The 19,511-nt window shown below is 61.9% G+C and carries 31 protein-coding genes, 3 tRNA genes and 1 pseudogene; all 35 read left to right on the forward strand.

Translation table 11 applies throughout. The features are described from left to right. Positions 1-187 precede the first annotated feature (187 nt). The 35 genes and pseudogenes from AC1DKY_RS20180 (at position 188) to AC1DKY_RS20350 (ending at position 19,506) form a co-directional block, all read left to right on the forward strand. A complete protein-coding gene (locus AC1DKY_RS20180; protein WP_441605563.1) occupies positions 188-667 on the forward strand; it encodes a GNAT family N-acetyltransferase in 480 nt (159 codons plus the stop codon). A 75-nt stretch (positions 668-742) separates the two neighbouring features. Beyond that, a complete protein-coding gene (locus tag AC1DKY_RS20185) occupies positions 743-1,231 on the forward strand; it encodes an acyl-CoA thioesterase (protein WP_441605562.1) in 489 nt (162 codons plus the stop codon). A 104-nt stretch (positions 1,232-1,335) separates the two neighbouring features. Then, positions 1,336-1,421 (forward strand) — tRNA-Tyr (locus AC1DKY_RS20190). 17 nt (positions 1,422-1,438) lie between these two features. After that, positions 1,439-1,512, forward strand: a tRNA-Gly gene (locus AC1DKY_RS20195). A 29-nt stretch (positions 1,513-1,541) separates the two neighbouring features. Beyond that, positions 1,542-1,617: transfer RNA gene (locus AC1DKY_RS20200), tRNA-Thr, on the forward strand. A gap of 65 nt (positions 1,618-1,682) precedes the next feature. Then, positions 1,683-2,688: pseudogene (locus tag AC1DKY_RS20205) on the forward strand (elongation factor Tu). Positions 2,689-3,353: 665 nt separating this feature from the next. Then, complete coding sequence (gene rpsJ, locus AC1DKY_RS20210) at positions 3,354-3,665, forward strand: 30S ribosomal protein S10 (RefSeq protein WP_017461875.1); 312 nt, start codon at positions 3,354-3,356, stop codon at positions 3,663-3,665. A 20-nt stretch (positions 3,666-3,685) separates the two neighbouring features. Continuing rightward, positions 3,686-4,327 (forward strand): 50S ribosomal protein L3, encoded by a 642-nt coding sequence (gene rplC / locus AC1DKY_RS20215; RefSeq protein ID WP_046972913.1) that lies wholly within the window; start codon positions 3,686-3,688, stop codon positions 4,325-4,327. An 11-nt stretch (positions 4,328-4,338) separates the two neighbouring features. Beyond that, on the forward strand, positions 4,339-4,941 hold the full coding sequence (rplD, locus tag AC1DKY_RS20220) for a 50S ribosomal protein L4 (RefSeq protein WP_204634037.1): 603 nt from the start codon (positions 4,339-4,341) through the stop codon (positions 4,939-4,941). Further along, positions 4,938-5,231 carry a 50S ribosomal protein L23 gene (rplW, locus tag AC1DKY_RS20225; protein ID WP_046972911.1) on the forward strand — a complete coding sequence of 98 codons (294 nt, stop codon included), beginning with the start codon at positions 4,938-4,940 and terminating at the stop codon, positions 5,229-5,231. Before rplD ends, rplW begins: the two co-directional genes overlap by 4 nt. Positions 5,232-5,249: 18 nt before the next feature. After that, entirely contained in the window at positions 5,250-6,071 is an 822-nt protein-coding gene (gene rplB / locus AC1DKY_RS20230) for a 50S ribosomal protein L2 (RefSeq protein ID WP_046972910.1), read from the forward strand. 12 nt (positions 6,072-6,083) lie between these two features. Beyond that, entirely contained in the window at positions 6,084-6,356 is a 273-nt protein-coding gene (gene rpsS, locus AC1DKY_RS20235) for a 30S ribosomal protein S19 (protein ID WP_046972909.1), read from the forward strand. Next, the gene (gene rplV, locus AC1DKY_RS20240; protein ID WP_046972908.1) at positions 6,356-6,691 is read left to right on the forward strand and encodes a 50S ribosomal protein L22; all 336 of its coding nucleotides are present in this window, start codon (positions 6,356-6,358) and stop codon (positions 6,689-6,691) included. Before rpsS ends, rplV begins: the two co-directional genes overlap by 1 nt. 14 nt (positions 6,692-6,705) lie before the next feature. Next, on the forward strand, positions 6,706-7,455 hold the full coding sequence (gene rpsC, locus AC1DKY_RS20245) for a 30S ribosomal protein S3 (protein ID WP_121881668.1): 750 nt from the start codon (positions 6,706-6,708) through the stop codon (positions 7,453-7,455). A gap of 11 nt (positions 7,456-7,466) precedes the next feature. Continuing rightward, positions 7,467-7,880, forward strand: a complete 414-nt coding sequence (rplP, locus tag AC1DKY_RS20250) for a 50S ribosomal protein L16 (RefSeq protein ID WP_019464892.1) — start codon at positions 7,467-7,469, stop codon at positions 7,878-7,880. A 1-nt stretch (position 7,881) separates the two neighbouring features. Further along, positions 7,882-8,067: a 50S ribosomal protein L29 gene (gene rpmC / locus AC1DKY_RS20255; protein WP_046972906.1), complete on the forward strand. Its 186-nt coding sequence runs from the start codon at positions 7,882-7,884 to the stop codon at positions 8,065-8,067. A 12-nt stretch (positions 8,068-8,079) separates the two neighbouring features. Continuing rightward, positions 8,080-8,340, forward strand: a complete 261-nt coding sequence (rpsQ, locus tag AC1DKY_RS20260) for a 30S ribosomal protein S17 (RefSeq protein ID WP_038620426.1) — start codon at positions 8,080-8,082, stop codon at positions 8,338-8,340. A gap of 14 nt (positions 8,341-8,354) precedes the next feature. Beyond that, entirely contained in the window at positions 8,355-8,723 is a 369-nt protein-coding gene (gene rplN / locus AC1DKY_RS20265; protein ID WP_038620422.1) for a 50S ribosomal protein L14, read from the forward strand. 14 nt (positions 8,724-8,737) lie between these two features. Further along, positions 8,738-9,052, forward strand: a complete 315-nt coding sequence (rplX, locus tag AC1DKY_RS20270) for a 50S ribosomal protein L24 (protein WP_441605431.1) — start codon at positions 8,738-8,740, stop codon at positions 9,050-9,052. A 10-nt stretch (positions 9,053-9,062) separates the two neighbouring features. Further along, positions 9,063-9,605 (forward strand): 50S ribosomal protein L5, encoded by a 543-nt coding sequence (rplE, locus tag AC1DKY_RS20275; RefSeq protein ID WP_441605432.1) that lies wholly within the window; start codon positions 9,063-9,065, stop codon positions 9,603-9,605. A gap of 22 nt (positions 9,606-9,627) precedes the next feature. Beyond that, the gene (gene rpsN, locus AC1DKY_RS20280; protein ID WP_441605433.1) at positions 9,628-9,933 is read left to right on the forward strand and encodes a 30S ribosomal protein S14; all 306 of its coding nucleotides are present in this window, start codon (positions 9,628-9,630) and stop codon (positions 9,931-9,933) included. A gap of 219 nt (positions 9,934-10,152) precedes the next feature. Continuing rightward, positions 10,153-10,548 (forward strand): 30S ribosomal protein S8, encoded by a 396-nt coding sequence (rpsH, locus tag AC1DKY_RS20285; protein ID WP_441605434.1) that lies wholly within the window; start codon positions 10,153-10,155, stop codon positions 10,546-10,548. 10 nt (positions 10,549-10,558) lie between these two features. Continuing rightward, positions 10,559-11,086 carry a 50S ribosomal protein L6 gene (gene rplF / locus AC1DKY_RS20290; protein ID WP_441605435.1) on the forward strand — a complete coding sequence of 176 codons (528 nt, stop codon included), beginning with the start codon at positions 10,559-10,561 and terminating at the stop codon, positions 11,084-11,086. An 83-nt stretch (positions 11,087-11,169) separates the two neighbouring features. Next, on the forward strand, positions 11,170-11,529 hold the full coding sequence (rplR, locus tag AC1DKY_RS20295) for a 50S ribosomal protein L18 (RefSeq protein WP_441605436.1): 360 nt from the start codon (positions 11,170-11,172) through the stop codon (positions 11,527-11,529). A 117-nt stretch (positions 11,530-11,646) separates the two neighbouring features. Beyond that, a complete protein-coding gene (rpsE, locus tag AC1DKY_RS20300) occupies positions 11,647-12,156 on the forward strand; it encodes a 30S ribosomal protein S5 (protein WP_046972899.1) in 510 nt (169 codons plus the stop codon). Next, the gene (gene rpmD, locus AC1DKY_RS20305) at positions 12,149-12,346 is read left to right on the forward strand and encodes a 50S ribosomal protein L30 (RefSeq protein WP_046972898.1); all 198 of its coding nucleotides are present in this window, start codon (positions 12,149-12,151) and stop codon (positions 12,344-12,346) included. The genes rpsE and rpmD overlap by 8 nt, the downstream gene beginning before the upstream one ends. Continuing rightward, positions 12,346-12,783 (forward strand): 50S ribosomal protein L15, encoded by a 438-nt coding sequence (rplO, locus tag AC1DKY_RS20310; RefSeq protein WP_199045596.1) that lies wholly within the window; start codon positions 12,346-12,348, stop codon positions 12,781-12,783. Before rpmD ends, rplO begins: the two co-directional genes overlap by 1 nt. A gap of 4 nt (positions 12,784-12,787) precedes the next feature. Continuing rightward, complete coding sequence (secY, locus tag AC1DKY_RS20315; protein ID WP_441605437.1) at positions 12,788-14,113, forward strand: preprotein translocase subunit SecY; 1,326 nt, start codon at positions 12,788-12,790, stop codon at positions 14,111-14,113. 137 nt (positions 14,114-14,250) lie between these two features. Then, positions 14,251-14,607: a 30S ribosomal protein S13 gene (rpsM, locus tag AC1DKY_RS20320; RefSeq protein ID WP_046972895.1), complete on the forward strand. Its 357-nt coding sequence runs from the start codon at positions 14,251-14,253 to the stop codon at positions 14,605-14,607. Between the two features lie 12 nt (positions 14,608-14,619). Beyond that, complete coding sequence (gene rpsK, locus AC1DKY_RS20325; RefSeq protein WP_007513384.1) at positions 14,620-15,006, forward strand: 30S ribosomal protein S11; 387 nt, start codon at positions 14,620-14,622, stop codon at positions 15,004-15,006. An 11-nt stretch (positions 15,007-15,017) separates the two neighbouring features. Then, entirely contained in the window at positions 15,018-15,644 is a 627-nt protein-coding gene (gene rpsD / locus AC1DKY_RS20330) for a 30S ribosomal protein S4 (RefSeq protein WP_046972894.1), read from the forward strand. A 16-nt stretch (positions 15,645-15,660) separates the two neighbouring features. Continuing rightward, entirely contained in the window at positions 15,661-16,659 is a 999-nt protein-coding gene (locus tag AC1DKY_RS20335; RefSeq protein WP_441605438.1) for a DNA-directed RNA polymerase subunit alpha, read from the forward strand. Positions 16,660-16,961: 302 nt separating this feature from the next. Continuing rightward, on the forward strand, positions 16,962-17,342 hold the full coding sequence (gene rplQ, locus AC1DKY_RS20340; protein WP_121881660.1) for a 50S ribosomal protein L17: 381 nt from the start codon (positions 16,962-16,964) through the stop codon (positions 17,340-17,342). Positions 17,343-17,607: 265 nt separating this feature from the next. Further along, positions 17,608-18,105: a disulfide bond formation protein B gene (locus AC1DKY_RS20345; protein WP_441605439.1), complete on the forward strand. Its 498-nt coding sequence runs from the start codon at positions 17,608-17,610 to the stop codon at positions 18,103-18,105. Between the two features lie 15 nt (positions 18,106-18,120). Further along, positions 18,121-19,506, forward strand: a complete 1,386-nt coding sequence (locus tag AC1DKY_RS20350) for a class II 3-deoxy-7-phosphoheptulonate synthase (protein WP_441605440.1) — start codon at positions 18,121-18,123, stop codon at positions 19,504-19,506. Positions 19,507-19,511 lie beyond the last annotated feature (5 nt).

Consider the following 19,511-nt stretch of genomic DNA (forward strand, 5'->3'; position numbering starts at 1 on the left):
GTGACGTGGACGGTACGCAGGACTCGGGAATTGCGATGTCAGGGCATTCCCGAGGCGTGGATCGGATGACTCCGATAGAACTTCGTCGCAAAGAGGTAGGGGCGGTCAGATTTCCCCCTGTCGAACGCAATCAGGAGCGCGCTCCGGTGCGCTTGTGGGTCCGGCAGCTGCGTGCTGTGATGCCCGCATGACTGCATTGCGCATGCGACTGGCGCACAAAGACGATGCACCTGCCGTGGCACGGCTGGCCCGTCGTGTTGTGCGTCGCTGGATTCTTCCCGATCAGCCTCCGATGGCCGTAATTGCCTTGGAGGAGTCGCTGCGAACGAGCGTCATCCGCGAGAAAATCGCGATGGGCCAGCGTTTCCATCTGGCCTTTGTCGATGGCGCGCTGGCCGGCGTGGCGGCGGTGCGCAACGACAGTCACGTGTTCCAGCTGTTTGTCGGTACGCGCTACCAGGGGCAGGGCATCGCCAGGAAATTATGGGAGCGCCTGCAAGGTGATTGCGTGCGTCAGGCGGGTACCCGGGCTTTTACCCTCAATGCCGCGCCCGGCGCCGTTCCGGTCTATCTTCACATGGGCTTTGAGATCGATCACGATCCCGCGCGCGTGCTCGGCAAGGTCATCGCCGTGCCGATGATTTATCGCGTCGACGACCATGCTTGAGCAAGATCGGCTGTGTGCGATTGCACGCCGCGGCGCATAATTGCCACTTAATCCCGTTCCTGGAGTCACCGGTCCATGCCCGGCAAGCAGCACGAAGTGAACTTCCGTTTCCTGGCCCAGCCGACCGACGTCAATTTCGGCGGCAAGGTGCACGGCGGCATGGTGATGAAGTGGATCGACCAGGCCGGCTACGCCTGCGCCGTGGCGTGGAGCGGTGCGTACTGCGTCACCGCGTCGGTCAGCGGCATCCAGTTCGTGAAGCCCATCCTCATCGGCGACCTGGTCACGGTGCGCGCCCGCCTGATCCACACGGGGCGCTCCAGCATGCACATGGCCGTGGACGTGCTGGCGAGCGACCTGCGCAAAGACGAGCACCGCCTGGCCACCAGTTGCGTGATGGTCTTCGTGGCGCTCGATGCGCCCGACGGCAGGCCCACGCCGGTGGCCGCCTGGGAGCCGCGCGACGACCACGAGCGCCAGCTGCAGGAGCAGGCCATGCGCCTGATGAATCTTTCCAAGGAGATGGAGCAGCTGGTGGACGCCAAGGTCGCCGAAAACATCTGACGGACGCGTCTGAAGCGGTGAAAAAAATCGCCAGAAAACGTCAATTTTCCCGTCAGAGGTGTTGACAGCTTCGAGGCTGATCCACACAATAGCCGTTCTTTGTTGGAGGGATACCCAAGCGGCCAACGGGGGCAGACTGTAAATCTGCTGGCTTACGCCTTCGGTGGTTCGAATCCACCTCCCTCCACCAGACGAGTTCCGCGCAGGGCGGGAGTAGTTCAATGGTAGAACATCAGTTTTCCAAACTGATTACGCGGGTTCGATTCCCGCCTTCCGCTCCATTGGCTCTCGTAGTTTTTGCTGTTGCAGTGCTCATGTAGCTCAGTCGGTAGAGCACTTCCTTGGTAAGGAAGAGGTCGCTGGTTCGATTCCAGTCATGAGCACCATCTCACCGCGGTCCGCGGGTATCACCTTACTTTTCAACATTTGACTCCATCGGGGTTTTAGACGTATGGCAAAGGGTAAATTCGAACGCACCAAGCCGCACGTCAACGTCGGCACGATTGGTCACGTGGACCACGGCAAGACGACGCTGACGGCCGCACTGACCAAGGTCGGCGCAGAGCGCTTCGGTGGCGAATTCAAGGCGTATGACGCGATCGATGCCGCAGACCCGCGAACACATCCTGCTGTCGCGCCAGGTGGGCGTGCCGTACATCGTCGTGTTCCTGAACAAGGCCGACATGGTGGACGACGCCGAGCTGCTCGAGCTGGTCGAAATGGAAGTGCGTGAACTGCTCTCCAAGTACGACTTCCCGGGCGACGACACCCCGATCATCAAGGGTTCGGCACTGAAGGCGCTGGAAGGCGACCAGTCGGAAATCGGCGTGCCGGCGATCATCGCCCTCGTCGACGCGCTGGACAGCTACATCCCGGAGCCGGTGCGTGCGATCGACAAGCCGTTCCTGATGCCGGTGGAAGACGTGTTCTCGATCTCCGGCCGCGGCACCGTGGTGACCGGTCGTATCGAGCGCGGCATCATCAAGGTCGGTGACGAAGTCGAAGTGGTCGGTATTCGTCCGACCCAGAAGACCACCGTCACGGGCGTGGAAATGTTCCGCAAGCTGCTGGACCAGGGCCAGGCAGGCGACAACGCCGGTCTGCTGCTGCGCGGCCTGAAGCGCGACGACGTCGAGCGTGGCCAGGTGCTGGCCAAGCCGGGCACGATCACCCCGCACACGGACTTCGAGGCTGAGGTGTACGTGCTGTCGAAGGACGAGGGTGGCCGTCATACGCCGTTCTTCAAGGGCTACCGTCCGCAGTTCTACTTCCGCACGACCGACGTGACCGGCGCCTGCCAGTTGCCGGAAGGCGTGGAAATGGTGATGCCGGGTGACAACGTGAAGATGGTGGTCAGCCTGATCCACCCGATCGCGATGGACGAAGGCCTGCGTTTCGCCATCCGCGAAGGCGGCCGCACCGTCGGCGCCGGCGTGGTGGCCAAGGTCATCAAGTAATACCCCTTGGGGAGCCACCTTCGGGTGGCAACCTGGAAAAAAGCCGGCCTCAGGGCCGGCTTTTTTTATGTGACTTGTACGGATTGCGCCCCTTGCTCGTCATTCCGGCGCAGGCCGGAGGCGTTCTACAACAGCCGAATGGCTGGTCATCCAGTAGCAGCATGGTTTGATGGTCGCGATAGGGGTGGATGCTTTGTTGGCTCGTTCGCGAACACCGCATTTGGTCGCCACTGGATCCCGGCCTGCGCCGGGATGACGATCAAAAAAACCAACGAATCATGCAAAAAGAACCGCTTAGGGCTTTTCTTCCGCCGAATAGTCAGCTATAGTCGCCGTCTTGCCTGTCGCCGGACCTTGGTTCGGGCGACCTTACAGCGAAATGAGGCACAGGAAGTGCTTCGAGTTCGCTGGCCTGGATGGCCAATACGCAAGAGAGGGCTCGGACGACGAAGCATGACGCTTTGTTGACCTGGCCATTTCGCGCGTTTTATACTTTTCCGTCTAGGCGGGCCCGTTTTGGGCCTGCCTAGTCTTTTAAGGTCGGTTTGAGGTGTGGCGTCAGCCACCCAAGAAACGACTGGTTGTTGGCAGTAAAGGGTTGTGCGGGTGGGCGAGAAGCTCACTCGAATCACAAGAATTGTTCTTTCGATAACAGGACACGGTTTATGGCGAACCAAAAGATTCGCATTCGGCTCAAGGCGTACGATCACCGTCTGATCGATCGCTCGGCCAGCGAGATCGTCGAGACTGCCAAGCGCACTGGCGCAACGGTGCTCGGCCCGATTCCGCTCCCGACCAAGATCGAGCGTTACACCATTCTGGTGTCGCCGCACGTCGACAAAGATGCCCGCGACCAGTACGAAACCCGTACCCACAAGCGCGTGCTTGACATCGTCGACCCCAACGACAAAACCGTGGACGCGCTCATGAAGCTGGACCTCGCCGCTGGCGTGGACGTTCAGATCAAGCTTGGTTGAGCGAGAGACAGGATACGAAGATGAGTATCGGACTAGTTGGCCGCAAGTGCGGCATGAGCCGACTCTTCACTGAAGATGGCCGTTCGATTCCGGTGACCCTCATTGAGGCCACCCCGAATCGCGTCACGCAGCTGAAGACGGAAGAAAATGATGGTTACAGCGCTGTGCAGGTCGCAGCCGGCGTCAAGCGCGCCAGCCTGCTGACGCAGCCGCTGAAGGGTCACTACGCGAAGGCCAAGGTTGAGCCGGGTCGTGGTCTGTGGGAGTTCCGCGTGTCTGCCGACGATCTCGGCAAGTACAGCGTGGGCGCCGAGATCAAGGCCGACGACGTGTTCCAGGCAGGTCAGATCGTTGACGTTGCCGGCGTGTCGAAGGGCAAGGGCTTCCAGGGCACCATCAAGCGCTGGAACTTCACCATGGGTGACGCGACCCACGGTAACTCGCTGTCGCATCGTGCGCCGGGTTCTATCGGTCAGCGTCAGACCCCGGGTCGCGTGTTCCCGGGCAAGAAGATGTCGGGCCACATGGGTGCGGTCAACCGCACGCAGCAGGGCCTGGAAGTGGTCAAGGTCGACGCCGAGCGTCATCTGATCGCGGTGAAGGGCGCGGTGCCGGGTGCTACCGGCGGCGACGTCGTCATCCGTCCGACGACCAAGGGCTGAGGAGAGACGCCATGGAACTCAATGTTATTGGCGCCAAGCCGCTCAACGTGTCGGACGAAGTGTTCGGCGGTGAGCTCAAGCAGGCCCTGATCCACCAGGTCGTCATCGCCTATCAGGCGGGCGGCCGTGCCGGTACCCAGTCGCAGCTGTCGCGCGGCGAGATGTCCGGCACCACCAAGAAGTTCAAGAAGCAGAAGGGCGGCGGCGCCCGTCACGGTGACTACCGTGCACCGATCTTTGTCGGTGGTGGCCGCACGTTCGCTGCCAAGCCGCGCAGCTACGAGCAGAAGGTCAACCGCAAGTCGTATCGCGTTGCCATCCGTTCGATCCTTGCTGAGCTGATCCGTCAGGACCGTCTGAAGGTGGTCGAGAGCTTCGGCATCGATACCCCCAAGACCAAGGCGATGGTTGCCAAGCTGGCTGAACTGCAGGTCTCGGGTCGCGTGCTGCTGGTGTCGGAAGACGCCAACGAAGCCACCTTCCTGGCCGCGCGCAACATCCCGTACATCCACGTCGTGGACGTGCTGGCTCTGAACCCGGTCAGCCTGGTCGGTTCGGACCACATCGTCATGACCGTCGATGCGGTGAAGAAGATCGAGGAGTGGCTGGCATGAGCAACGAACGCATTCTGAATACGCTGCGTGCGCCGCACATCTCGGAAAAGGCTGCACGCCTGGCCGAGAAGAACCAGTACGTATTCGTGGTTGCTCCCGAAGCAACCAAGGCCGATGTCCGCGCAGCGGTGGAACAGATGTTCGACGTCAAGGTCGAGCAGGTGAACCTCGTCAATGCCAAGGGCAAGGTCAAGTCCTTCCGTTTCCGCACTGGCAATCGCCAGGGCAAGCGTAAGGCCTATGTCCGCCTCGCCGATGGCCAGACCATCGACGTGTCGGCCAAAGCCTGAGCCAGGAGTTGAATTGAGATGGCACTGATCACTCACAAGCCGACCTCCCCCGGTCGTCGCGACGCAGTCAGCGTTCGCACCGAGGGCCTTCACAAGGGCGCGCCGTACGCGGCGTTGACCGAGGCGAAGACCAAGAACGGCGGTCGCAATAACTACGGTCGCATCACCGTTCGCCACCAGGGCGGCGGTCACAAGCAGCGTTACCGCATCATCGACTTCAAGCGCGACAAGGAAGGCATTGCCGCCAAGGTCGAGCGCATTGAATACGATCCGAACCGTACCGCGCATATCGCACTGCTGTGCTATGCCGACGGTGAGCGTCGTTACATCATCGCGCCCAAGGGCGTGCAGGCAGGCGATCGCCTGGTGTCGGGCAGCGATGCTCCGATCAAGGCCGGCAACAGCCTGCCGCTGCGCGCCATCCCGGTGGGTTCGACCATCCACTGCATCGAGATGCGTCCGGGCAAGGGTGCGCAGATTGCGCGTTCCGCCGGCGCTTCGGTCCAGCTGGTGGCTCGCGAATCGGGTTACGCCACGCTGCGTCTGCGCTCCGGCGAAATGCGCCGCGTGCCGGTCGATTGCCGCGCCACCATCGGTGAAGTGGGCAACGGCGAGCACAGCCTGAAGAAGCTCGGCAAGGCCGGCGCCAAGCGCTGGTTGGGTATTCGTCCCACCGTTCGCGGTGTGGTGATGAACCCGGTCGACCATCCGCATGGCGGTGGTGAGGGCAAGACCTCTGGCGGTCGTCACCCGGTTTCTCCGTGGGGTACGCCGGCCAAGGGCTACAAGACGCGCTCGAACAAGCGCACCCAGCAGTTCATCGTGCGTCGTCGCAAGTAATAGGAAACGATCATGCCGCGCTCTCTAAAGAAAGGTCCGTTTGTCGACCTGCACCTCGTAAAGAAGGTGGAAGCCGCCGTTTCCGCCAATAACAAGCGTCCGATCAAGACCTGGTCGCGCCGCTCGATGATCCTGCCGGAAATGGTCGGCCTGACCATCGCCATCCACAACGGCCGTCAGCATGTCCCTGTGCTGGTCAACGAGAACATGGTCGGGCACAAGCTCGGCGAGTTCGCGACGACCCGTACGTTCAAGGGCCATGGCGGCGACAAGAAGGGCAAGTGATGAGCACTGAAGCCAAAGCGATCCTGCGCAGCGCCCGCATTTCGGCGCAGAAGGCACGCCTGGTGGCTGACCTGGTCCGCGGCATGCCCGTGGGCCGAGCCAGCGACGTGCTCCAGTTCACCAACAAGAAGGCCGCAGCCCTTGTTCGCAAGGTGCTGTTGTCGGCTGTCGCCAACGCTGAGAACAATCTCGGCGCCGACGTCGACGACCTGAAGGTCGCGCGCATCTTCGTCGACGAAGGTCCGGCGATGAAGCGCATGTACGCCCGCGCCAAGGGTCGCGGTTCCCGCATCCTGAAGCGCACGAGCCACATCACTGTGGTCGTTGGCAACTAAAGAGGACGTAGACGATGGGTCATAAAGTTCATCCCACCGGTATCCGCCTCGGCATTGCCAAGGACTGGAACTCGAAGTGGTACGCCAATAAGGGCGAATACGCCCAGTACCTCGCTGCTGACCTCAAGGTCCGCGAGATGCTGCGCAAGAAGCTGGCCCAGGCCGGCATCTCCAAGATCCTCATCGAGCGTCCGGCCAAGACCGCACGCGTGACGATTCACACCGCCCGTCCGGGCGTGGTGATCGGCAAGAAGGGCGAGGATATCGAGAAGCTGCGTAAGGAAGTCAGTGACCTGATGGGCGTTCCGGCGCACATCAACGTCAGTGAAGTCCGTAAGCCTGAGCTGGACGCACAGCTGGTTGCCGAGTCGATCGCGCAGCAGCTGGAGCGTCGCATCATGTTCCGCCGCGCCATGAAGCGCTCGGTCGGCAACGCGATGCGCCTGGGCGCACTGGGTATCAAGATCAATGTCTCTGGCCGTTTGAACGGCGCTGAGATTGCTCGTTCCGAATGGAGCCGCGAAGGTCGCGTGCCGCTGCATACGCTGCGCGCCGACATCGACTACGGCACCGCCGAGGCTCATACGACCTACGGCGTCATCGGCATCAAGGTGTGGATCTACAAGGGCGAAATCTTCGACCTTGCAGCAGCCGGCCAGGAGTCGAAGGAAGAGCAGTCCCAGCCGCGCCGTGAGGGTGGTGAGGGTCGTCGTGAAGGGCGTCGCGAGGGCGGTGAAGGCCGTCGCGAGCGGACGGCGAAGTAAGGAGAGTTGCCATGCTGCAACCTAAGCGAACCAAATACCGTAAGCAGTTCAAGGGCCGTAACGATGGTCTGGCTTTCTCCTCGAACCTCGTCAGCTTTGGCGAGTTCGGTCTGAAGGCAACCACCTTTGGCGCCCTGACCGCTCGTCAGATCGAAGCCGGTCGTCGTTGCATCACCCGTTTTGTGAAGCGCGGCGGCAAGCTGTGGATCCGTGTGTACCCGGATAAGCCCATCACCAAGAAGCCCATCGAAGTTCGAATGGGTGCCGGTAAGGGTGGCGTCGAATACTGGGTCGCTCCGATCCAGCCGGGCCGCATGCTCTATGAAATCGAGGGTATCGACGAGGCGACGGCACGCGAGGCGTTCCGCCTGGCCGCCGCCAAGCTCTCGGTCCAGACCCAATTCGTGACCCGGGCGGTGATGTGATATGGCCATCAAAGATTTGACCACCAAGTCGGCCGACGAGCTGAACAAGCATCTGCTGGATCTGCGTAAAGAGCAGTTCAATCTGCGCATGCAGAAGGGCACCGGCCAGCTCAATCAGCCGCACCAGCTGCGCCGCGTTCGGCGCGACATCGCCCGCACGAAGTTCGTGCTCGGCGGAAAGAAGTAAGGGACGGCTGATATGAGCGACAACCAAAAGCAGACGCGCACCCTCGAGGGCCGCGTCATCAGTAACAAGATGGACAAGACCGTGACGGTCCTGATCGAGCGCCAGGAACAGCATCCGCTGATCGGCAAGATCATCCGTCGTTCGACCAAGCTTCACGCACAGGACGACCTGGGCGCGAACGAGGGCGACCTGGTCCGCATTGCAGAATGCCGTCCCTTGTCCAAGACCAAGCATCACCGCGTGGTCGAAATCATCACGCGCGCTAACGTCTAAGGGAGGGTGCAGACATGATCCAGATGCAAAGCACGCTATCCGCGGCCGATAACAGCGGTGCTCGCGAACTGATGTGCATCAAGGTGCTCGGCGGCTCCAAGCGCCGTTACGCCGCGATCGGTGACGTTATCAAGGTCACCGTGAAAGATGCCATCCCCCGCGGCAAGGTGAAGAAGGGCGAGGTGTACAACGCCGTGGTGGTTCGTACCGCCAAGGGTGTGCGCCGTCCCGATGGCTCGCTGATCCGTTTCGACGGCAACGCAGCGGTCCTCCTCAACAACAAGCTCGAGCCGATTGGCACCCGTATCTTCGGGCCGGTCACTCGCGAGCTGCGCAGCGAGAAGTTCATGAAGATCGTCTCCCTCGCGCCCGAAGTGCTCTGAGCGGAGACTAGACCATGAACCGTATCCGCAAGGGTGATCAGGTCCTCGTGATCACCGGCAAAAACAAGGGTCAGCGCGGCGACGTGCTGCGCGTTGATGGCGACCGCGTGTTCGTCTCCAACGTGAACCTGGTCAAGCGTCACACCAAGCCGAATCCGCAGGCCAACCAGGCCGGTGGCATCGTCGAGCGTGAGGCTTCGATCCACCTCTCCAACGTCCAGCTGTTCAACTCCGCCACGGGCAAGGGTGAACGCGTTGGCGCCAAGACGCTCTCTGATGGGCGTAAGGTGCGCGTGTTCAAGTCCTCCGGCGAAGTCGTGGACGCGTAAGGAATTAACTATGACGACGCGTCTCGAAAACTTTTACAAAGACCAGGTCATCCAGAAGCTCACCGAGCGCTTTGGTTACCAGAACGTGATGCAGGTTCCCCGCATCACCAAGATCACGCTGAACATGGGCGTGGGCGAAGCGGCGGGCAACAAGAAAGTGCTCGAAAACGCCGTGGCCGACATGGCCAAGATCGCCGGCCAGAAGCCGATCCAGACCAAGGCCCGCGTGTCGGTTGCCTCGTTCAAGATCCGCGACGGCTGGCCGATCGGCTGCAAGGTCACCCTGCGCCGCGCGCAGATGTGGGAATTCCTCGATCGCCTGATCAACATCTCGCTGCCGCGTACGCGCGACTTCCGTGGTGTGTCGGGTCGCGCTTTTGACGGCCGCGGTAACTACAACTTCGGCGTCAAAGAGCAGATCATCTTCCCGGAAATCGACTTCGACGCCGTCGACGCGATGCGTGGCATGGATATCTCCATCACCACCACCGCCAAGTCGGACGACGAAGCCAAAGCGCTGCTGGAAGCCTTCAGCTTCCCGTTCCGCAACTGATACACGCGAGAGATATCTATCCATGGCAAAGACCTCGATGGTCAACCGCGATATCAAGCGGACCAAGCTCGTCAAGAAGTACGCCGCCAAGCGCGCCGAACTGAAGGCGATCGTGCTGAGCCCCAACGCCTCGTATGACGAGAAGATGGAAGCCCAGACCAAGCTGCAGAAGCTGCCGCGCGATGCGAGCCCGTCTCGCCAGCGCACCCGCTGTGCTCTGACCGGCCGTCCGCGCGCCGTGTATCAGAAGTTCGGCTTGGGCCGCAACAAGCTGCGCGAAGCCACCATGCGTGGTGACGTGCCTGGCCTGCGCAAGGCCAGCTGGTAATACCCCAAACAGGGCGTTGACGGGTTTCGGCCCGTTGGCGTTCGATGCGGCGGTGGGCACAGCCTGCCGCCGTTGGCGCGATTTATGCGCTGCTGTTCGCAAAGTCGGAAAAAGCTGTTATAGTCGTCGGTCTGCGTTCCGCAGGTCGGCACTGTGCCGGCTCACAATTGAATTGATTTCCGGTTTTTCGGATATCGGTGCACTCTGAAGGATGTTTTCATGAGCATGACTGATCCCATCGCCGATCTGTTTACGCGCATCCGCAATGCCCAGCTCACGGGCAAGCAGACCGTAAACATGCCGTCGTCGAAGCTGAAGGTGGCCATCGCCAACCTTCTCAAGAATGAGGGCTATATCCTCGACGCCAAGGCCTCCTCCGTGGAAGGCAAGCCGGTGCTCGAGATCAAGCTCAAGTATTTCGAAGGCCGTCCGGCTATCGAAACCATTGCCCGTGTCAGCCGTTCCGGTCTCCGCGTCTACCGCGGCAAGGACGAGTTGCCGAAGGTCCTCGGTGGCCTGGGTATCTCGATCATCTCGACTTCCGCCGGTCTGCTGACCGACGCGCAGGCCCGTTCGAAGGGTCTGGGCGGCGAAGTCATCGGCCAGGTCGCATAAGGAGCCGACGATGTCCCGCGTAGCCAAACAACCGATCAACCTGCCCAAGGGCGTTGAAGTCAAGTCCGACGCCAACGGCATTTCCGTCAAGGGCCCGAAGGGCACCCTGGCGATCCATCACCTGCCGGGCGCCTCGATCAATATCGACAATGGCGTGGCCAACATTGTTCTCGCCGAAGGCGCGGACGACAAGTTCGGTGGCACCCTGCGCGCGCTGCTGGCCAACATGGTCAAGGGCGTGTCCGACGGTTACGAGCGCAAGCTCGAGCTGGTCGGCGTGGGCTACCGTGCTTCGATGGCCGGCAAGTCGCTGAACATTGCCCTGGGCTTCTCGCATCCGGTCGTGTTCGAAGCGCCCGAAGGCATCACCATCGAAACCCCGACGCAGACCGAAATCCTGATCAAGGGTTCGGACAAGCAGCGCGTGGGCGAGGTGGCCGCCAAGATCCGTGGCTTCCGTCCGCCGGAACCCTATAAGGGCAAGGGCGTGCGCTACTCCGGCGAGAAGATCACCCTGAAGGAAGCCAAGAAGGCGTAAGCGGTCCCTCGCGAAAGAGCAGCCATCCATGGCTGCACTCTTCAAAAAGGCTAAAGCTGCTTGTCGATCCGCTTCTAGGAACTATGACGATGAACAAGAACGAATCCCGCCTGCGTCGCGCCAAGTCGACTCGCTCCCACATCCGCAAGCTCGGTGTGGCTCGCCTGTCGGTGCATCGCACCGGTCAGCACCTGTACGCACAGGTGTTCGACGCTTCGGGCACGAACGTGGTGGCTGCTGCCTCCACCGTGCAGAAGTCGGTTGCTGAAGGCCTCAAGGGCACCAAGAACCTCACCGCTGCCGCCGCTGTCGGCAAGGCCGTGGCTGAGCGTGCGCTGGCCGCTGGTATCGAGTCCGTGGCGTTCGATCGCTCGGGCTTCCGCTACCACGGTCGCATCAAGGCGCTGGCCGATGCGGCCCGCGAAGCCGGCCTGAAGTTCTAAGGCCGCTTGGTATCGGGTGCCGGTTCGCCGGCACTTGATGCCAGCTGAAGTACCCACAACTCCAAGCGGCTCAGCCGCAAGTAAAAGTCCCGGTTTGCCGGGCACATGGAAAAAAACATGTCTTCTACCGATCGCGAAAATTCAGACGGCCTGCTCGAGAAGCTGATTGCCGTTAACCGCGTGGCCAAGACCGTCAAGGGTGGCCGCCAGATGAGCTTCACTGCGCTGACCGTGGTCGGCGACGGCGAAGGCCGCGTGGGTTTTGGTTATGGCAAGGCGCGTGAAGTGCCGGTCGCCATCTCCAAGGCCATGGAACGCGCCCGCCGCCAGATGGTGAGTATCGACCTGAACAACGGCACCCTGTGGTACGCCATCAAGGCCAACCACGGCGCAGCCCGCGTGTTCATGCAGCCGGCTTCCGAAGGTACTGGCGTGATCGCCGGCGGCGCCATGCGCGCTGTGCTGGAAGTGGTGGGCGTGAAGAACGTGCTCGCCAAGGCCGTTGGTTCGCGTAACCCGATCAACCTGGTCCGCGCGACCATCAAGGGCCTGCAGGCCGTTGCCTCGCCGAAGCAGATCGCTGCCAAGCGTGGCAAGACCCTGGAAGAGGTGCTGGGCAATGGCTAAGAACAACGAAACCGCCGCCACCGTGCGCGTGCGCCTGGTCAAGGGCCTGCGCGGTGTGCAGAGCCGCCATCGCCTGAGCGTGAAGGCGCTCGGCCTGAGCAAGCTCAATGACGTCCGTGAACTGAAGGACAGCCCGCAGGTCCGCGGCCTGATCAACACGGTCTATTACCTCGTGCGGGTTGAGGAGTAATCACCATGCGTCTTAACGACATCAAGCCGGCCGCCGGCTCCCGCAAGACCCGCCTTCGCGTGGGTCGCGGTATCGGTTCGGGCCTGGGCAAGACCGCCGGTCGCGGTCACAAGGGTCAGCACGCTCGCGCGGGCGGCACCCACAAGTACGGTTTCGAAGGCGGTCAGATGCCGCTGCAGCGTCGCCTGCCGAAGGTTGGCTTCCGCTCGCTGAAGAAGAAAGAAAGCCAGGAAGTGTTCCTGTACCAGCTGGCCACCCTGAAGGCTGACGTGATCGACACGATCGCGCTGCATCAGGCTGGTTTGATCGACAGCCATGCCAAGAAGGTGAAGGTTGTCCTCAAGGGCGAAATCGGCCGCGCCGTGAAGCTGTCGGGCGTGCTGGCTACGGCCGGCGCCAAGGCAGCGATCGAAGCTGCCGGCGGCAGCGTGGAGTAATCACGTGGCGTCAGCCCAGGGCACATCGCTCGGATCGCTCGGCAAGCTGACGGAACTGCGTCAGCGCATCTTCTTCGTGATTGGTGCGCTGATTGTCTTCCGTCTCGGTTCCTTCATCCCGGTTCCCGGCGTCAACCCGGAAGCCATGACGAACCTGATCGAGCAGGGCGGCGGCCTGATGAACATGTTCAACATGTTCTCGGGTGGCTCGCTGGCACGTTTCTCGGTGTTCGCGCTCGGCGTGGTGCCGTACATCTCTGCCTCCATCGTGGTGCAGATGATGGGTTCGGTGATCCCGAGCCTGCAGGCGCTGCGTAAAGAGGGTGAGTCTGGTCGTCGCAAGATGACCATGTACACCCGCTTTGGCACGGTAGGCCTGGCGGCATTTCAGGCGTTCAGCATCGCCATGGCGTTGCAGAAGCAGACCGCCCTGGGTGGCGCGCCGGTGGTGTATACGCCTGGCATGGGTTTCGTCATGTCGTCGGTGGTTGGCCTGACGGCCGGCACGATGTTCCTGATGTGGCTGGGTGAGCAGATCACCGAGCGCGGTATCGGCAACGGCATTTCGCTGCTGATCTTCGCCGGCATCGTCTCCGGCCTGCCCGGTGCGGTGGCGCACACGCTGAGCATGGCCAACAACGGTGAGCTCTCGGTCATCAAGATGCTCATGGTGGTTGCCGTGATCCTGCTGGTGACAGCGTTCGTGGTGTACATGGAGCGCGCCCAGCGGCGCATCACCGTGAACTACGCGCGTCGTTCCGGTGGGCAGCGGGCCTACATGAACCAGACCTCGCACCTGCCGCTGAAGGTCAATATGGCCGGCGTGATCCCGCCGATCTTCGCTTCGAGCCTGCTGTTGTTCCCGGCGACTGCTGCTACCTGGTTCGGCCAGGGTCATCAGGCGCGCTGGATCACCGAGCTGACCCAGGCGCTGACCCCGGGCGAACCGCTGTACGACATCGTCTTCGCGGTGCTGGTGATCACTTTCGCCTTCTTCTATACGGCGATCGTGTTCAACTCCCAGGAGACGGCGGACAACCTCAAGCGCTCCGGCGCCTTGATTCCGGGCATCCGCCCGGGCCGCTCCACGGCTGACTACATCGACAACGTGATGACCCGTCTTACCGGTGTCGGCGCGCTGTACCTGGTGCTGGTCTGCCTGGTTCCATCGTTTATGCAAAAAGCGTGGCACGTCCCGTTCTACTTCGGTGGCACCTCTCTGCTCATCGTCGTGGTCGTGGTGATGGATTTCACTGCTCAAGTGCAGGCGCACTTGGTCAGTCACCAGTACGAAAGCCTGCTGAAGAAGGCCAACCTCCGCCGCAACTGATGGCTGCTGGGGTGGTGTGAAGTTGGTCTAAGTCGGAGGGCGGCGGTACCCCAGGTACCGCAGGGCTTTCCTAATGGGTTGTTTAAGGTTAGAATTGCGCGTTTACCGCGCACGAAACGCATCGGAGAAAGTACATCATGGCGCGCATCGCGGGTGTCAATTTGCCGGTCCAGAAGCATGTCTGGGTTGGCCTGCAGAGCATTTACGGGATCGGCCGCAGCCGGGCCAAGAAGGTCTGCGCGGACGCTGGCGTGGTTCCCACCACCCAGATCAAGTCCCTGAGTGAAGGCGAGGTGGAGAAGATCCGCCACGAAATCAGCAAGTACGTCGTTGAAGGCGATCTGCGTCGCGAGGTGGGTATTGCCATCAAGCGTCTGATGGATCTGGGTTGCTACCGCGGTCTGCGTCACCGCCGTGGTCTGCCGGTGCGCGGCCAGCGCACGCGTACCAATGCACGCACCCGTAAGGGTCCGCGTCGCGCCATCAAGAAGTAACGGATTCCGAACATGGCTAAGCCTGTCAAGACCAAGAAGAAGATCAAGCGCGTTGTCACGGATGCCGTGGCCCACGTGCAGGCCTCCTTCAACAACACCATCGTCACCATCACCGATCGCCAGGGCAATGCCCTGTCGTGGGCGACTGCCGGCGGCGCGGGTTTCCGCGGCTCGCGTAAGTCGACCCCGTTCGCTGCCCAGGTTGCCGCCGAAAAGGCTGGCCGCGCTGCTGGCGACTACGGTGTGAAGACCGTGGAAGTGCGCATCAAGGGCCCGGGTCCGGGTCGTGAGTCCGCCGTGCGTTCGCTGAACGCGCTGGGCTACAAGGTGCTCAACATCATCGACGTCACGCCGATTCCGCATAACGGCTGCCGTCCCCCCAAGAAGCGTCGAGTCTAAGGAGCATACCCATGGCCCGTTATCGTGGAGCTACCTGCAAACTCGCCCGTCGTGAGGGTGCAGATCTCAGCCTGAAGAGCCCGGCGCGCGCGCTGGACTCCAAGTGCAAGCTGGAAAACAAGCCCGGCCAGCATGGCGCCAACAAGCGCATGCGCATGTCCGATTACGCTAACCAGCTGCGTGAAAAGCAGAAGGTCAAGCGCATCTACGGCGTGCTCGAGCGTCAGTTCAGCAACTACTACTCCAAGGCGTCGACCCTCAAGGGCAACACCGGCGAGAACCTGCTGCGCCTGCTCGAAAGCCGTCTGGACAACGTTGTTTACCGCATGGGTTTCGCGGTCACCCGCGCCCAGGCCCGTCAGCTGGTCAGCCACAAGGCTGTGCTGGTCAACGGCAAGAAGGTGAACATCCCCTCGTACCAGGTCCGTCCGGGCGACGCGGTTGCACTGACCGAGCGTGCGCGCACTCAGCTGCGCGTGCAGGAAGCGGCAACCGTGTTCGACACCATGGACCTGCGTCCGCAGTGGGTCGAAGTCGACAGCAAGAAGTTCGAAGGTACGTTCAAGTCGATGCCGGACCGCGGCGATCTGCCGACCGACATCAACGAGAGCCTGATCGTCGAGCTCTACTCGAAGTAATCAACCGGAGCCCTGCATGGCAGTTTCGTCAACTAGCGTGCTGCGCCCTCGCGGCCTCAGCGTCGAGCAACTCGGAGCCAACCGCGCCAAGGTGGTGGTCGAGCCGCTCGAGCGTGGTTTTGGCCACACCCTGGGCAACGCGCTGCGCCGCGTGCTGCTCTCCTCGATCCCTGGCTCTGCCATCGTCGAGGTGGAAATTGATGGCGTGCTGCACGAGTACACCACCCTGGAAGGCCTGCAGGAGGACGTCATTGAAGTCCTGCTCAACCTCAAGGACGTGGCGATTCGCCAGCATTCGGGTGATGAAGTCACCCTGACCTTGTCCAAGAAGGGCAAGGGCGTGGTCACCGCCGGCGACATCGCCGTCGACCACTCGGTGGAAATCATCAACCCCGAGCATGTGATCTGCCACCTGACCAAGGACATTGCCCTCAACATGCGTTTGAAGGTGCGTCGCGGCGTCGGCTACCAGCCGGCCAGCTCGCGCCAGCATCCGGATGACGAGGCTCGTCCGATTGGCCGCCTGCAGCTCGACGCGTCGTTCGCGCCGGTCCTGCGTGTTGCCTACGAAGTTGACGCCGCTCGCGTTGAGCAGCGCACCAACCTCGACAAGCTCGTGCTCGACATTGAAACCAACGGCACCATCGGTGCGGAAGACGCGGTTCGTAAGGCCGCTGAAATCCTCAACGACCAGCTGTCGGTGTTCGGTGACTTCTCGCGTCGCGAGAGCGCCACCGACAAGGCGGAGAAGGGCGGTTTCGATCCGCTGCTGCTGCGTCCGATCGACGATCTGGAGCTCACCGTGCGTTCGGCTAACTGCCTGAAGGCCGAGAGCATCTACTACATCGGCGACCTGGTGCAGAAGACGGAAGTCGAACTGCTCAAGACGCCGAACCTCGGCAAGAAGTCCCTGACCGAAATCAAGGACGTGCTGGGTGGTCGTGGTCTCGCGCTCGGTATGAAGCTTGAAAACTGGCCGCCGCCGGGTCTGTCCCACGGCATGCAGCTGGGTTAAGTGTTTTGGCGGTCGTTCGCGACTGCCGGCTGTAACGGCAAACTGGCGAGCGTACTTCGGTGCGCTCGCCAGCTGCTAAAGCGGTATCAAAACCGCATGATGTTTTGGGTGACTACTTTGGTCGCCGGTATTGGTGCTCTGACGAGTGTTCTACCCTCGGATTTTGCAGACACCTGAAACGGCCAGCTTGGCCGTCTTGCTCAATAAGAGCCCGTAGTACCAAGGGCTTCATCAGCGGGTAACCGCGGGAAGTCGGACCTAACCGCCGGCTTTTCATAACAACAGACATAGAGAGTATTGCCATGCGCCACCAGAAATCCGGTCGCAAGCTCAACCGCACGAGCAGCCACCGCGAAGCCATGTTCAAGAACATGGCCGCGTCGCTGATCAAGCACGAGCTGATCCGCACCACCCTTCCCAAGGCGAAGGAACTCCGTCGCGTCGCCGAGCCGCTCATCACGCTCGCCAAGACCGATGGCGTTGCCAACCGTCGTCTCGCTTTCGCGCGTCTGCGCGACAAGCAGGCCGTCGGCAAGCTGTTCGTCGAGCTGGGTCCGCGTTACCAGACCCGTCCCGGCGGCTACCTGCGCATCCTCAAGTGCGGCTTCCGCCCGGGCGACAACGCTCCGATGGCGTACGTCGAGCTGGTCGATCGCCCGCAGACCGACGAAGCTGCCGAGTAATCGGTAGCAACAAGTGTTTTGCAAAACCCTGGCAGGGCAACCTGCCGGGGTTTTTGCTTTTTGGGGCAGGGAGTGGGAGTGCTGCCATGGGACGCGCAAGCGCCTCGGCGTGGCATTTCAGCTGACCGCGGCCGCGGGGAGTTGCGGTTTGGCGAGCACGCCGCCGACCTGCGACTGCGCCACCAGCGCGTGGGTGAATCGGCAGGGCTGACAGGGGCGGGGCAAGCGGGTAATGTCCGCTTTCGCATTGCAGCACAGTCAGGTCATGAACCCTTTCCGTTGGTCGTATCGCGCCACCTGCTTCGCCGGTTTCTTCATCTGCGTGGCTCTGCTGGGCTTTGCCCTGTACGCCGAGCACGTGCTCAACATGATCCCGTGTCCGCTGTGTATTTTTCAGCGCATCGCCTTCATGGTGATGGCCGTGTTTTTCCTGCTCGGCGGCTTGCATGCACCGCGCGGGGGCGCGCGCTGGATTTATACCGGTGGCGTCCTGCTGGGCGCCCTGGGCGGCATCGTCACGGCGGCGCGCCATCTTTGGCTGCAGACGCTGCCTGCCGATCAGATTCCCGCATGTGGCCCGAATCTCGGCTACATGATGGATACGTTCCCGTTCGCCAAAGTGCTAAAACTGGTGTTCACCGGCTCGGGCGAGTGCGCCAAGATCGAACCGGTGCTTGGCCTGCCCATGCCGGCGTGGACGCTGATGTGGTATGTGCTGCTGGTGATCGCGGCGGTCGTCGCCGCCACACGCAAGCGAGTCTGAGCAAGGTCGTTTTCTATGTCGCAGGTCATGCCCGTCAAGCCTTCACCCTCTGCAGATCTGGAAGGCTGGTCGCCACAAAGTTGGCAGGGCCGCCAGGCGTTGCAGCAGCCGCTCTATGAGGACGCCGCCGAACTGGCGCGCGCCACCGATCAGCTGGCCACGCTGCCTCCGCTGGTCACCTCGTGGGAAGTGCTGTCCCTCAAGAAAGCGCTGGCCGAAGCGCAGGAAGGGCAACGTTTCCTGCTGCAGGGCGGCGATTGCGCCGAGAGTTTCGCCGACTGCACCAGCCCGATCATTTCCAACCGGCTCAAGGTGCTGTTGCAGATGAGCCTGGTGCTGGTGCATGGGCTGAAGAAGCCGGTGCTGCGCGTGGGCCGGTTTGCCGGCCAATACGCCAAGCCGCGCTCGACCGATCACGAGACGCGCGATGGCGTGACCCTTCCGAGTTTTCGCGGCGACGTGGTCAATGGACCGGAGTTCACGCCTGAAGCGCGTCGAGCCGACCCGCAGCGCCTGATTCAGGGGCATGCGCATTCGGCGCTGACCATGAATTTTGTGCGTGCGCTGATCGATGGCGGTTTTGCCGATCTGCACCATCCTGAATACTGGGATCTGGCCTGGGTCGAGCACTCGCCGCTGGCGGCCGAATATCGCCGCATGGTCGCGGCCATCGGAGATTCATTGCGTTTCATGGAAACGCTGGCCGGGCCGATTGCCGGTTTCTCCCGCGTGGATTTCTTCACCTCGCACGAAGCGCTGTTGTTGCACTACGAGCAGGCGCTGACGCGCAAGGTGCCGCGGCACCAGGGTTGGTTCAACCTGTCCACGCACTTTCCGTGGATCGGCATGCGTACCGCGGCGCTCGATGGCGCCCATGTTGAATATTTCCGTGGCATTCGCAATCCGATCGCGGTGAAGGTGGGGCCCTCGGTCACGCCGGATCAATTGCTGCCCGTCATCGATGCCTTGAACCCGGAAGACGAGCCCGGCCGCCTCACCTTGGTCCACCGCATGGGCAATGGTCTCATCGGCAGTGCACTGCCGCCGTTGCTCGAGGCCGTCAGGCGGGAAGGGCGCCGTGTGCTGTGGGTGGCCGATCCCATGCATGGCAATACCGAAACCACCTCCAATGGGTATAAGACGCGCCGTTTCGACAATATCCGGGGCGAGCTGGACCAGGCCTTCGATATCCATGCGGCCTCGGGAACGCGACTGGGCGGCGTGCATCTGGAATTGACCGGCGAAGACGTGACCGAATGCATGGGTGGCGCCCGCGATCTCAACGAGGCGGATCTTGATCGCGCCTACAAGTCCATGGTCGACCCGCGGCTCAACTACGAGCAGTCGCTGGAGCTGGCCATGTTGATCGTGCGCAAATCCGTCGGCTCGTCGCCGCGCTGACCGGC

The sequence above is a fragment of the Dyella sp. 01N448 genome (assembly GCF_056399225.1).